The following is a 12,958-nucleotide window of genomic DNA, read 5'->3' as shown; positions in this document are numbered from 1 at the left end:
GGCTAGAAGTCCATGAGGGGAACTCTGCGGGAATCTGCTTCCCGCAGAGTTCCCCTCACGGACCTTTGTCCAGCGCTACTGGCGTTCGGCGGCTTCCAGCTCGATCGCCTTGCGCATGGTCGCCCGAGCCCGCCGCCGGTCGCCTGCGATGTCGTACGCGTAGGCCAGCCGGTACCAGGGCCGCCAATTTTCCTGGTCCGCCTCGACTTCCGCGCGGCGTTCGTCGAACCACGCGTCCGCGGCGTCGCGGTCCACGCGGCCGGACGGGCGGCGCGGCAGCTCCGACACGTCCGGCAGGCCGCCCTCGGCGTCCAGTTGCCGGGACAGCCGCTGGATCTGCATGCCGGAGCGCCAGGTCACCACGACGATCCACACGCCCAGCAGCGGCAGCAGGAACACGCCGATGCCCAGCGCGATCCCGGCCGGCGTCCCGGTGCCGAGCAGCGCCACGGCCCGGTCCGCCAGCAGGACCAGGTACACCACCAGCGCCGCCGTCATCAGCAGCGCGAAATTACGGGCTTTCACAGGTCGAGCACGTTCTCCAGGCCGACCGTCAGGCCGGGTCGCGACACCACCGAGCGCACGCCGAGCAGCACGCCCGGCATGAACGACGTCCGGTCCAGCGAATCGTGCCGGATGGTCAGGGTTTCGCCCTCGCCGCCGAACAGGATTTCCTCGTGCGCCACCAAGCCCGGCAGCCGGACGGAGTGCACGTGGACGTCCTCGACGGAAGCGCCGCGGGCACCGTCCAATTCGGCCGTCGTGGCGTCCGGGCCGGGCGTGACGCCAGCGGAAGCGCGCGCGGCGGCGATCATCCGCGCGGTGTGCGCGGCGGTGCCGGACGGGGCGTCGGCCTTGCGGTTGTGGTGCAATTCGATGATCTCGGCCGAGGCGTAGAACTTCGCCGCCTGCGCCGCGAACCGCATCGCCAGCACCGCGCCCAGCGCGAAGTTCGGGGCGATCAGCACGCCCACCGACGGCTTGTCCGCCAGCAGCCCGCGCAGTTCGGCCAGCCGTTCCTCGCTGAAGCCGGTGGTGCCGACAACCGCGTGCCGGTCGTGCGCGATCAGCCAGCGCAGGTTGTCCATCACCGCGTCCGGGTGCGTGAAGTCCACGACCACCTGCGCGTTCTCGAGCGCGGCGAAATCGTCGCCCGCGTCCAGCGCGGCCACCAGTTCCTGGTCCGCGGCGCCATCCACGGCTTTCACCACGGTGGCGCCCATGCGGCCGCGTGCGCCCAGCACGCCGACGCGGATCGGGGACTCGGTCATGACGCGATCACCTCGTGCAGATCGTCCGGCAGGTCGTCGGCGTGAGCGTACGGCCCCACCACCGCCGCGGACGACACCCCGCCGGGACGCCGCAGCAGAGTGCGAGCGAGCGCACACACGTCTTCGGTCGTGACCGCGTCGATCCTCGCGATGGTGTCGTCCACGCCCAGGTACCGGGCGTAGTTCAGCTCGTTCTTGCCGATCCGGGACATCCGCGACGACGTGTCCTCCAGCCCCAGCACGAGCCCGCCGCGCAGCTGTCCCTTGGCCCGCGCGACCTCGGCGCCGGACAGCCCGTCCGCGGCGACCGAGTCGAGCACCTCGCGGATCACGCCGGCGACCTGGCCCAGCCGCTCCGGCTGACAGCCCGCGTACACCGACATGTGCCCGAGATCGGCGTAGCTCGCCACCGACGAATACACCTGGTACGCCAGGCCCCGGCGCTCGCGGATCTCCTGGAACAGCCGCGAACTCATGCCGCCGCCGAGCGCCGCGTTGAGCACCGACAGGGTGAACCGGCGCTCGTCGTGCCGCGGCAACGCGCGGAAGCCGAGCATCACGTGCGCCTGCTCGGTGTCGTCCGGGTGCAACGCCAGCTTCGGCACCGTCTTCAGCCGCGCGCGGCCGGACCTCGGCGCGACCGGCGTGGCGGTGCCGCCGAGGCGGTCCTTCAGCGCGCGTTTGACCAGGCGCAGGACCTGGCCGTGGTCGACGTTCCCGGCAACTGCGAGCACCATCCGCGGCAGGGTGTAGCGACGGCGGTAAAAGCCGCGCAGCGCGACCGGCGACATCTCGGTGATGGACTTTTCCGTGCCCAGCACCGGACGGCCCAGCGGGTGGTCGCCGAGGATCGCGCTGACGAATTCCTCGTGCAGCAGGTCTTCCGGATCGTCGTCGCGCATCGCGATCTCTTCGAGGACGACGCTGCGCTCCATGTCCATGTCGCGGTCCGTGCACTGCGCTTCGAAGACCACGTCGGTGACGAGGTCGAGCGCCAGCGGCAGATCCGCGTCCAGCACCTGGGCGTAGTAGCAGGTGTGTTCCTTGGCGGTGAAGGCGTTGAATTCGCCGCCCACCGCGTCGATCTCTTCCGCGATCCGGGTGGCGTCGCGGTGGGCGGTTCCCTTGAACAGCAAGTGTTCCAGGTAGTGCGCCGCGCCCGCGACCGGCGACGGCTCGTCCCGCGAACCGACTCCGACCCACAGCCCGACCGTCGCCGACCGGGACGCGGGGACGTGCTCGGTGATCACCCGCAGGCCGCCGGGAAGGACACTCCGCTTGACGACCGCACCGTCCGAAGTGGACTCCAGCGTACGGGTGGTGCCGACGGGCTGCTCGTGCCCGGAAACCTGCCGTGCCAATGAAACCTCTGTGTTTGAGTGCGCCGGCTCTGCCGTCGCGGCGGGATCGCCGTCAAGTCGGCGATCCCGCGGTTCGCTTGGGTGAGCGGCGAAGCGCCGGGGCGGGCTGGGTCGCAGCGAGGGCCTCCTGCCCGGGTTCGGGTCAGGAGGCCCTCGATGGAACTGCGGGGCGAACCTTACTTGGCTTCGGCGGTCTCGGCCGGAGCGGCGTCGCCTTCGGCGGGCTTCGCGTCTTCTTCCTTGACGACGATCAGGCTGATCTTGCCGCGGTTGTCGATGTCGGCGATCTCGACGCGGATCTTGTCGCCGACGTTCACCACGTCCTCGACCTTCGCGATCCGCTTGCCGTTGCCCAGCTTCGAGATGTGCACGAGGCCGTCCTTGCCCGGCAGCAGCGAGACGAACGCGCCGAACGCGGCCGTCTTCACCACGGTGCCCAGGAAGCGCTCGCCGACCTTCGGCAGCTGCGGGTTGGCGATGGCGTTGATCTTGCCGATCGCCGCCTCCGCCGACGGGCCGTCGGCCGCGCCCACGTAGATCGTGCCGTCGTCCTCGATCGAGATGTCGGCGCCGGTCTCCTCGGTGATCGAGTTGATCATCTTGCCCTTCGGCCCGATGACCTCGCCGATCTTGTCGACCGGGATCTTCACCGACGTGACGCGCGGGGCGTACGGGCTCATCTCGTCCGGGCCGTCGATCGCCTCGGCGATGACTTCCAGGATGGCGAGGCGAGCGTCCTTCGCCTGCTTCAGCGCGGCCGCGAGCACCTCGGACGGGATGCCGTCCAGCTTGGTGTCCAGCTGCAGCGCGGTGATGATGTCCTTCGTGCCGGCGACCTTGAAGTCCATGTCACCCAGCGCGTCCTCGGCGCCGAGGATGTCGGTCAGCGCGACGTAGCGCGTCTCGCCGTCCACCTCGTCGGACACCAGGCCCATGGCGATGCCCGCGACCGGAGCCTTCAGCGGCACGCCGGCGTTGAACAGGCCCATGGTGGACGCGCAGACCGAGCCCATCGAGGTGGAGCCGTTGGAGCCCAGCGCCTCGGAGACCTGGCGGATCGCGTAGGGGAACTCGTCCCGCTTCGGCAGCACCGGGACCAGGGCGCGCTCGGCGAGCATGCCGTGGCCGATCTCGCGCCGCTTCGGCGAACCGACGCGGCCGGTCTCGCCGGTGGAGAACGGCGGGAAGTTGTAGTGGTGCAGGTAGCGCTTGTGCGTCTCCGGGGAGAGCGAGTCGATCTGCTGCTCCATGCGGAGCATGTTCAGCGTGGTGATGCCCAGGATCTGGGTCTCGCCGCGCTCGAACAGCGCCGAGCCGTGCGCCCGCGGGATCACCGCGACCTCGGCCGAGAGCTGGCGGATGTCGGTCAGGCCGCGGCCGTCCATCCGGATCTTCTCGGTGAGGACGCGGGTGCGCATGATCTTCTTGGTCAGCGCCTTGAACGCACCGCCGACCTCCTTGTCGCGGCCTTCGAAGGCTTCGCCCTCGCCGAGGCCGAGCTTCTCCAGGACGGCCGCCTTGACCTCGTCGGTCGCCTTGTCGCGGTCCTGCTTNTCCTGCTTGCCGGCGATCTGCAGCGCCTTGGCCAGCTCGTCGGACGCGATCGCGGCGACGGCCTCGTAGATGTCCGGCTGGTAGGCCGGGTACACCGGGAACTCGCCGGTCGGCTTCGCGGCGTCGGCGGCCAGCCGTTGCTGCGCCTCGCACAGCACGCGGATGAACGGCTTCGCGGCCTCAAGGCCCTGCGCGACGGTGATCTCGTCCGGCGCGGTGCCGCCGTCGGCGATCAGGTCGAGCGTGTGCTCGGTCCCCTCGGCCTCGACCATCATGATCGCGACATCGTCACCGACGATGCGTCCCGCGACCACCATGTTGAAGGTGGCCTTCTCCAGCTGCGACCAGGTCGGGAACGCGACCCACTGGCCCTCGATCAGCCCGACGCGCACGCCGCCGACCGGGCCGGAGAACGGCAGGCCGGCGATCTGGGTGGAGGCCGACGCGGCGTTGATCGCCAGCACGTCGTACGGGTCGTCCGGGTTGAGGCTCTGGACGGTGATGACGACCTGGATCTCGTTGCGCAGGCCGTCGGCGAAGGACGGACGCAGCGGGCGGTCGATCAGGCGGCAGGTGAGGATCGCGTCGGTCGACGGGCGGCCCTCGCGGCGGAAGAACGCGCCCGGGATGCGGCCGGCGGCGTACATCCGCTCCTCGACGTCCACGGTCAGCGGGAAGAAGTCGAAGTGCTCCTTCGGGTGCTTCGACGCCGTGGTCGCCGACAGCAGCATGGTCTCTTCGTCCAGGTACGCGACGACGGCGCCGGCGGCCTGCTTGGCGAGCCGGCCGGTCTCGAACCGGACGGTGCGGGTGCCGAACCGGCCGTTGTCCAGAACGGCTTCGGTTTCGAACACGGTGACTCCGGTGGAGTCGGTCATATGGTCAATCTCCTCTTTGGTTCCATCGCAGCAGCGCGAGTCTCCCACTGTGGGACCCGGTTCGCCCGAGGACGCTTGAGGAGGTGTGAGGCCGGTCTTCGATCGAAGCCCCCGGGTCCGTTGCCCGGGAACCACTACCGAGGACCGGCGAGATCGTTCCTCCAGCGCGCTCGCGCCGTGTGGGGGGGGTGTGCTTGCGGCGAGGGGGAGCGGCCGGAGCCGCTCCCCCTCGTCAGCACGCTATCGGCGCAGGCCGAGACGCTTGATCAGGTCCCGGTACCGCGCCACGTCCACCTTTTCCGTGTAGTTCAGCAGCCGGCGGCGACGGCCGACCAGCAGCAGGAGACCGCGACGGGAGTGGTGGTCGTGCTTGTGGGTCTTCAGGTGTTCGGTGAGGCCGATGATCCGCTTGGTCAGCAGCGCGACCTGGGCCTCGGGGGATCCGGTGTCCGAGTCGTGCAGCCCGTACTCGGCGAGGATCGTCTTCTTCTCATCGGTGGACAGCGCCACTGGTGGTGCTCCTTGTGCATCTAGTGCCGTGAGGCCCGCACCGCGCCACGCGGCCGGGTGAGACGGTCGCGGCCGCCACGGACTGCAGCCGGACCCGATTACCGAGGTTACCAGCCGGTTGAACTGCGGCTTCAGCCGCGTGCGGCTACCCGGGCGGCATCGGCTCACGCGCGGCGCAGCGGCCAGGACGCCAGCGTGCGATACGGGCTGCCGCCGCCCAGCAGCTCGACCCGGTCCGCGGTCCAGACGCGGCTGCGGAAACCGGCGAGCTGTTCCGTCCACGCCGTCGGCGGTCGCGTGCGGGAGCATCGCGCCAGTGTCAGGTGCGGGCGGTAGGGGCGCTCCTCGTCGGGGCCCGCGGCCGCGGCGAGCGCGGCGAGGTCCTCCCCCGCCACTCCCAGCCACAGCACTCCCGGAAATGTTCCCGAACTCCGGAGCTGGACGTCAACGGCTTTTCGCCCGTCCAGCGCCCGGTCGAGGACCGCACTGCGTCCGGCGGGGTCCGCCTCGCCGTAAAAGGCCAGCGTGATGTGCCATCCGGCCGGATCGGACCAGCGCAGCAACCGGTCCCGGGCGCCGAGCGCGTCGGCCACTTCCGCCGCGACGTCGGCGGGCGGGCGCAGCGCGGAGAACAGCTGCATCGGCTACTGGCCCGAAGCTCCCGCGCGGCGGAGCAGGTCGGCGATCGCCGGGAAGTCCTCGTCGAGCAGCTTCGCCGCTTCGGCCAGGTTCTCGTCCTCGGCGGTGTCCCGGATGCCCGCGAGCACGATCTTCTCGTCCGAGTTGACCGGGATGTTGTCGCGGCCGACAGTGGGCCGCGAATCGCGCACGTCCTCCAGCGCGGCCTGCATCGCGTCGCGGTCGCCCGCGGCGACCTCGGGCACCAGGATCTTGCGTTCGAGCATGATCATCCGGGCCAGCACGACCGGATTGCCGATCTTCGCCCGCCGCCCGCTCATCACCTGGCTCAGCATCGGCGCGCTGATCCCCAGCACCTCGGCCAGGAACGCCTGCGACACGTCGAAGGCCACGACCAGCCTGCGCACCCGATCGCCCAGCGGCTCCCCGTACCACTCCCGCTGCAGCGCGATGTTCCGCTGGACGATCTTGTGGTCCTCCACCTGGCTCCGCTCCCCTAGCGTGTCGTCCGGCGGCTCCGGCCGCGGGACCTTGCTCCTCCGGCCCGGTGCCGCCGGCCCATCTTGCCACTCCGGACGCCCCCGGCGGGCCGGAACGCCCGATTCGCCCCGGGCCCGGCCTGCCCCGGCGCCGGGTCCGCTCAGCTGTCCGAGCCGAGTGCTTCCCTGGTCCGGGCCACGTCCTCGTCGATCTTCCGGACGAGATCGGCCGACCCGCCGAACCGCGCCTGATCCCGCAACCGGGTGACGAAGTCCAGCGCGACGTGCTGGCCGTAGAAGTCCTCGTCGACGTCCAGCACGAACGCCTCGACGGTGCGTTCGCGGCCGGAGAACGTCGGGTTCGTGCCCACCGACACCGCCGCGCGCAGCCGCCGGTCCGGGTCGGACAGCCGGGTGAACCAGGCCGTGTAGACGCCGTCCGCGGGCACGGCGGCGAACCGCGCGGTGGACAGGTTGGCGGTCGGGTAGCCGAGGTCGTGGCCCCGTCCGTCGCCGCGGACGACGATGCCCTCCAGCCGGTGCGGGCGGCCGAGCGCGTCGGCCGCGGCCACCACGTCGCCCGCGTCGATGCACGAGCGCACGTAGGTCGAGGAGAAGGTGATGTCGTTGGCGCCGCGGTCGTCGTCGAGCGAACGGCCCTGCAGTTCCGCGCCGTAGGCGACGAACCCGAAGCGGCGGCCGAGTTCGCGCAGCAGCGCGACGTTGCCGGCCGCCTTGGCCCCGAAGGTGAAGTTGTCGCCGACCAGCACGGCCGCCGCGTGCAACCGGTCGACCAGCACCTCGTGCACGAACTCGTGCGGGCTGAGCCGGGACAGTTCCAAGGTGAAGGGCAGCACGCAGAACACGTCCACGCCGAGCCCCTCGACCAGCTGGGCCTTGCGCCGCAGGGTGGTCAGCTGCGCGGGATGGCTGCCCGGGCGCAGCACCTCGGACGGATGCGGGTCGAAGGTGAGCACCACGCTGGGCACGCCGCGTTCGGCGGCCGTCGCCACGGTGCGCTTGATCAGTTCCTGGTGCCCGCGGTGCACGCCGTCGAACACGCCGATGGTGACCACGCACCGTCCCCAGCCGCCCGGGAGGTCCCCGAGCCCACGCCACCGCTGCACTGTTGTCAACTCTCCCCGAGCGAGGTGCCTTTGCCTCCCACCCTATGCGGGCAGGAGGACCACCACCGAACGGGTCACTCCCTCGGCGTCGGAGGCCAGCGCGAGCACGTGGCCGTCCGGCGCGAACAGGCCGTACGTGCCGGTGATTCCGGCGGCCGGAATGCGCCTGCCGTACTGGACCGCCTTGGCGGTGGCGGCGTCGAGATCCCGGCGCGGGAACGCGGCGGCGACGGCGGCATCGAGGTCAAGCGACAGTTCCGGCTTTTCTTCGAGCTGGTCGAGCGTGCGCGCGCGGGCGAGCGTGAACGGCCCGACTGTGGTGCGGCGCAAGGCTTTCAGGTGCCCGCCGACGCCGAGTCCGGCGCCGAGGTCGCGAGCCAGCGCCCGGACGTAGGTGCCGGACGAGCATTCGACGATCGCGTCGAGTTCGATCCGGTCGTCCTCGCGGCGGAGGCCGAGAACGTCGAACCGGTGCACGGTCACCGGCCTCGGCGGGAGGACGACGTCTTCGCCCGCGCGCACCCGGGCGTAAGCGCGCTTGCCGTCGATCTTGACCGCGGAGACGGCGCTGGGCACCTGCTGGATGTCGCCGGTCAGCGCGGCGATGCCGCCGGCGATCTGCTCGTCGGCGACGGCGGCCAGGGTTTCCGGCGCGGCATCGGTTCCGGAGAGCGGTTCGCCTTCGGCGTCGTCGGTGGTGGTGGACCGGCCGAGCGACAGCGTGGCGAGGTAGGTCTTGCGGTCGAGGGCGAGGTGGCCGAGCAGTTTGGTGGCGCGCTCGATGCCGAGCACCAGCACGCCGGTCGCCATCGGGTCGAGCGTGCCGGCGTGGCCGACCTTGCGGGTGCCCATGATCCGCCGCGCCCGCGCGACCACGTCGTGCGACGTCATGCCCGCCGGTTTGTCGACGATGAGCAGTCCGGGAGGAGGGGCGGGACGACGCGGTTCTTTCGGGCGGGACACGGCGGAAACCCTACCTAGGACGGGATTCGCGGGCGGAGCCTGGTTCGGGAGGGGCGGGTGCGGGCGGGCTTGGTGCCGGACAGGTGCGGCGGGCGGGAGGGCTTGGTGCCGGACAGGTGCGGCGGGCGGGAGGGCTTGGTGCCGGACGGGCACCGGACGGGCACCGGACGGGCGCTCGTGAGTGGCTGTGCCGGTTAGAACCGGCACAGCCACTCACGAGCAGCGGGAGCGGTCAGGCGGCCACGGCCTCTTCCGGGGCGCGGTCCCAGCGGTGCCGCCGGATCCGGACCGGGACTTCTTCCCCGCGGGCCGCCGCGGCGAACACGTGGGCGCGGGCGCGCCGCCACCACACCAGCATTCGCGACGCGCCTGCCGCCAGCACGGCTACGACGACCAGCAGCGCGATCCGGAAGTTGCCGCCGGTGGCCTGGAGGAGGATGCCGATCAGCAAGGCCGTCACGGTGGTCGCCAGGAAGCCGCCGACGTTCACTACTCCGGTCGCGGTGCCGACGCGGGACAGCCGGTTGTAGTCGCGGGCGATGGCGAAGCCGATCATCGACGCCGGGCCGCCCAGGGTGAGGAACCCGAACGCGGGGACGAGGACGCCTACCGGGACGTGGCCGTTCCAGCCGAGCAGCACCGCCCACACGATCGCCGCTCCGGCGAGGTAGCCGATGACCAGCGGCACCCGCAGCGCCGGGGCACGGCCGATCACCGCGCCCAGCAGCGGGCCGCCTGCCATGGAGCCGAACACGAAGACGGTCAGCAGCGCGCTGGCGGTCGCCGCGGGCAGGCCTTCGCCTTGCACCAGGAAAGGCATGCCCCACAACAGGGTCAGCACGTTCGGCGCGAACATCGTCGAGAAGTGCACCCAGAATCCCAGCCGGGTGCCGGGAGTTCGCCAGGCCAGTTTGACCTGCCTGGCCAGTTCCGCCGGGCGCACGGGTTCGCGCTCGCGTTCCGGCACGCCGCCGGGAGTGTCGCGGACGCGCAGCGCGACCGGCACCGAATAGAGCACCGTCACCGCGCCGACGGCGAGGAAGGTGACTGTCCATCCTGGACCGTCGAGGAGCAGGGTGAGCGGGACTGTCGCGGCGAGGTTTCCGAGGTAGCCGACGCAGGAGGTGAAGGACGCGAGCAGCGCGTACCGGTGCGCCGGGAAATGCGCCGCGACGAGGCGCAGGACGCTGACGAAGGTGAGTGCGTCGCCGAGGCCTAGGACGCCGCGGGCCACCAGGCCGAGTGCGTAGGTGTCGGCGAGTCCGAGCAGCAGCTGCCCGGAGCCGAGGATCAGGACGGCGGCGGTGAGCACGCGGCGCGGGCCGTAGCGGTCGACCAGCACGCCGGTCGGGATCTGCATGGCCGCGTATACGCCGACCTGCAAGACGGTGAAGATGCCGAGCGCGGCGGACCCGACGCCGAAGCGTTCGGCTGCCTTCAGCCCGGCGACGCCGAAGGAGGTGCGGTGGAAAACGGCGAGCAGGTACACCGTGACCGCGGTGAGCCAGATGAGCCAGGACCGGACAGGGGCGCGGCCGGCGGGCGTCAAGAGTTCCTCCAGAAATCAGGCGAGCGTCGGACAGCGGAGGACGACGACGCTGCCGCCTCGATACTTGTATCGCCTCAGCAACCTCGATACATAGCCGTAACCGGGGTGTGCTTCACCACAGGTCCGCTTCGCCCCGGATGCCGACGACCGTTTCGCCGCCGACCCACACGTCGTCGCCGTCCCGTTCGACGTGCACCCGCCCGCGCCTGCCGAGCCGCGTGCCCTGCGCCGCGACGTACGACTCGGGCGCGAGGCCGTCGCCGATCAGCCACTGGCCGAGCGCCGCGTTGAGGCTGCCGGTGACCGGATCCTCGACGACGTCGCTGAACGCGCGGACCTCGAAAGCCGTGTCGGATCCGGCCGGCTGCGCACCGGCGACGCCCGCCTTGTACGAGCCGAGCGCACCGAAGTCCGGCTCGATCGCGAGGACGGTCGCCGCATCGCGCAGCAGCAGCGCGATCCAGCCGGGGCCGTTGTCCGCCCAGCGCGCGTCGAGGACGTCGGCGTCGCCGAGATGCAGGCCGCGTTTCACCGCGGCGAGGTCGGCGTCGTCCACCGGACCGCCGCGGCGCAGCGGAGGCGCGGCGAACGCCAGCCGGCCGCCGTCGCGGCGCACCCGGACCAGCCCGGCCCCGCATTCCTGCACGAGATGCCCGGCGTTCGGCTCTCCCCCGGCGGCCAGCCACGCCCGCGCCGACCCGAGCGTCGGATGCCCGGCGAACGGCAGCTCGCCGTGCGGGGTGAAGATCCGCACGCGGTAGTCGGCGGCCGGGTCGGACGGCTCCAGCAGGAACGTGGTCTCGCTGAGGTTCGTCCAGCGAGCGAACGCGGCCATCCGCTCGTCGGACAACTCGTCCGCGGCGTGCACCACAGCGAGCGCGTTGCCTCGGGTGAGCTCGCCGGTGAAGACGTCGACCTGGGTGAACTTCGGCATGTGCCCACCCTCGCATCCGCCGGGCGCCGGCGGCGAGCGGGTTTCGCCGTTATGCCATCACGCCTCCCGCACCGCGCCGACCACGGCCCACCGCCCGGACCGCCACCGCGCCACCACGGCCGCCAGCCGGAACACCATGAACAGCGACAAGCCGCTCCAGATCCCGATCAACCCCCAGCCCAGCGCCAGCGACAGCCAGATCAGCGGCAGGAAGCCGAGCCCGGCACTGACGAGCGTGGCGGTGCGGAGGAAGGCGGCATCGCCCGCACCGAGGAGAACACCGTCGAGCGCGAACACCACGCCCGCGATCGGTTGCAGCGCCACGAAGAACCACCAGGCGTGCGGGATTTCGCCGAGCACTCCCGGATCGGACGTGAACGCGTGCGGCAGGACGCTCCACAACGCCGCGAACAGCACGCCGAGGAAACAGCCGAAAACCAGGCCGTATCCGGTGATCTGCGTGGCCACTCCGCGTGCCTGCCGCGCCGCTCCGGCACCGAGCGCCGCGCCGACGAGCGACTGCGCGGCGATCGCGACCGAATCGAGCACCAGGGACAGGAACGTCCAGAGCTGCAGGACCACCTGGTGCGCCCCGACCGCCTCGGTCGAAGTGCGCGCGGCCACCGCGGCGGCCGACACGAAGCACGCCTGGAACGCGAAACTGCGCAGCACCAGGTCGCGGCCGAGACCCAGCTGCGCCCGCATCACCGGGAAATCCGGCCGCAACGGCGCCTTTTCCCGTACCAGCGCCGCGACGAACATCGACGCGGACACGACCTGTGCGACGACGTTCGCGATCGCCGACCCCTCCAGCCCGAGACCGGCGGCGTACACCAGCACCGGGCACAGGACGGCGGAGATTCCGTTGCCCGCCAGCACATAGCGCAGCGGACGGGTGGCGTCCTGCACGCCGCGCATCCAGCCGTTGCCCGCCATCGTGATGAGGATCAGCGGCGCGCCGAACAACGCGATCCGCAGCCACGACACGGCCGCCGCGGCGATCTCGTCGCTGCCCGAGAGCGCGCGGGCGATCGGCCCGGCCAGCAACTGCCCCGCCGCCAGCAGCACCAGCCCAACCAGCACGCCCAGCCAGGTGGCCTGCACGCCTTCGCTGACCGCGTCGGCGCGCCTGCCCGCGCCGTGCAGCCGCGCGGTGCGCGAGGTGGTGCCGTAGGACAGGAAGGTGAGCTGCGTGGAGACCTGCGACAACACCACGCCGCCCAGCGCGAGGCCGGCGAGCGGCAACGCCCCGAGATGGCCGACGACGGCGGTGTCGACCAGCACGTAGAGCGGCTCGGCGGCGAGCACGCCGAGCGCGGGCACGGCGAGGCCGAACACTCGGCGGGGCGGGATGCGGTCACCGCTTACGGCGGTGGTCGTGGCGTTTTCGGACACGGGAATGAGAGTAGCCACCGGGACCGACAATTCCGGCGGCCCGGACCGCGAGGACAGCCGGAGGCGAGCGATCGGGGTACGGGATTCGCTTATGCGGCAAGGGAAGCAGGCTGATCTTGAGAGGCGGAAGTCCACTGTGGCGTGATCCGGCACGGGCGGCCAGCCAGCCGCGGGCGGCCTCGGGCGGACACCGGATCGGACAGCAAGCCCAGCGGCGGCCGGGCAGCGAGATCTTCGCGCCGCACCTCGTGCGGTACGATCGAAGTGGAGACAATCTCCACTTGCCGACGGGAGGGCC

General features: G+C 71.4%; 12 protein-coding genes. All 12 read right to left on the bottom strand.

The window, feature by feature from the left end; genetic code table 11:
• Window positions 1-75 precede the first annotated feature (75 nt).
• The gene (locus A4R44_RS35670) at window positions 76-525 is read right to left on the bottom strand and encodes a tetratricopeptide repeat protein (RefSeq protein ID WP_067590769.1); all 450 of its coding nucleotides are present in this window, start codon (window positions 523-525) and stop codon (window positions 76-78) included.
• The gene (gene dapB / locus A4R44_RS35665; RefSeq protein WP_067590766.1) at window positions 522-1,271 is read right to left on the bottom strand and encodes a 4-hydroxy-tetrahydrodipicolinate reductase; all 750 of its coding nucleotides are present in this window, start codon (window positions 1,269-1,271) and stop codon (window positions 522-524) included. The genes A4R44_RS35670 and dapB overlap by 4 nt, the downstream gene beginning before the upstream one ends.
• Window positions 1,268-2,632 carry a pitrilysin family protein gene (locus A4R44_RS35660; RefSeq protein WP_067590763.1) on the bottom strand — a complete coding sequence of 455 codons (1,365 nt, stop codon included), beginning with the start codon at window positions 2,630-2,632 and terminating at the stop codon, window positions 1,268-1,270. The genes dapB and A4R44_RS35660 overlap by 4 nt, the downstream gene beginning before the upstream one ends.
• Window positions 2,633-2,808: 176 nt before the next feature.
• Entirely contained in the window at window positions 2,809-5,064 is a 2,256-nt protein-coding gene (locus A4R44_RS35655; RefSeq protein WP_067590760.1) for a polyribonucleotide nucleotidyltransferase, read from the bottom strand.
• A gap of 240 nt (window positions 5,065-5,304) precedes the next feature.
• Window positions 5,305-5,574, bottom strand: a complete 270-nt coding sequence (gene rpsO, locus A4R44_RS35650) for a 30S ribosomal protein S15 (RefSeq protein ID WP_037812514.1) — start codon at window positions 5,572-5,574, stop codon at window positions 5,305-5,307.
• A gap of 164 nt (window positions 5,575-5,738) precedes the next feature.
• A complete protein-coding gene (gene thpR, locus A4R44_RS35645) occupies window positions 5,739-6,215 on the bottom strand; it encodes an RNA 2',3'-cyclic phosphodiesterase (RefSeq protein WP_067590757.1) in 477 nt (158 codons plus the stop codon).
• A gap of 3 nt (window positions 6,216-6,218) precedes the next feature.
• On the bottom strand, window positions 6,219-6,695 hold the full coding sequence (locus A4R44_RS35640) for a helix-turn-helix transcriptional regulator (protein ID WP_067590753.1): 477 nt from the start codon (window positions 6,693-6,695) through the stop codon (window positions 6,219-6,221).
• Between the two features lie 158 nt (window positions 6,696-6,853).
• Complete coding sequence (locus tag A4R44_RS35635; RefSeq protein ID WP_093573664.1) at window positions 6,854-7,819, bottom strand: bifunctional riboflavin kinase/FAD synthetase; 966 nt, start codon at window positions 7,817-7,819, stop codon at window positions 6,854-6,856.
• A 42-nt stretch (window positions 7,820-7,861) separates the two neighbouring features.
• Window positions 7,862-8,782: a tRNA pseudouridine(55) synthase TruB gene (gene truB, locus A4R44_RS35630; protein ID WP_093573663.1), complete on the bottom strand. Its 921-nt coding sequence runs from the start codon at window positions 8,780-8,782 to the stop codon at window positions 7,862-7,864.
• A gap of 232 nt (window positions 8,783-9,014) precedes the next feature.
• Window positions 9,015-10,331 (bottom strand): nitrate/nitrite transporter, encoded by a 1,317-nt coding sequence (locus A4R44_RS35625; RefSeq protein ID WP_067590739.1) that lies wholly within the window; start codon window positions 10,329-10,331, stop codon window positions 9,015-9,017.
• A 112-nt stretch (window positions 10,332-10,443) separates the two neighbouring features.
• A complete protein-coding gene (locus A4R44_RS35620) occupies window positions 10,444-11,265 on the bottom strand; it encodes a PhzF family phenazine biosynthesis protein (protein WP_067590737.1) in 822 nt (273 codons plus the stop codon).
• A gap of 57 nt (window positions 11,266-11,322) precedes the next feature.
• Window positions 11,323-12,660 carry an MATE family efflux transporter gene (locus tag A4R44_RS35615; RefSeq protein WP_067590734.1) on the bottom strand — a complete coding sequence of 446 codons (1,338 nt, stop codon included), beginning with the start codon at window positions 12,658-12,660 and terminating at the stop codon, window positions 11,323-11,325.
• Window positions 12,661-12,958 lie beyond the last annotated feature (298 nt).

This window comes from Amycolatopsis sp. M39, from assembly GCF_001651785.1.
GTDB classification, from domain to species: Bacteria; Actinomycetota; Actinomycetes; order Mycobacteriales; family Pseudonocardiaceae; genus Amycolatopsis; species Amycolatopsis rubida.
Note: the sequence above shows the minus strand (reverse complement) of the source record. Positions and strands in the feature narration are given on the sequence as shown.

Bases quoted from the DNA above. Each gene is read 5' to 3' on its own strand.
- thpR (WP_067590757.1), bottom strand. From the start codon at position 6,215: ATGCAGCTGTTCTCCGCGCTGCGCCCGCCCGCCGACGTCGCGGCGGAA.
- dapB (WP_067590766.1), bottom strand. From the start codon at position 1,271: ATGACCGAGTCCCCGATCCGCGTCGGCGTGCTGGGCGCACGCGGCCGC.
- A4R44_RS35620 (WP_067590737.1), bottom strand. From the start codon at position 11,265: ATGCCGAAGTTCACCCAGGTCGACGTCTTCACCGGCGAGCTCACCCGA.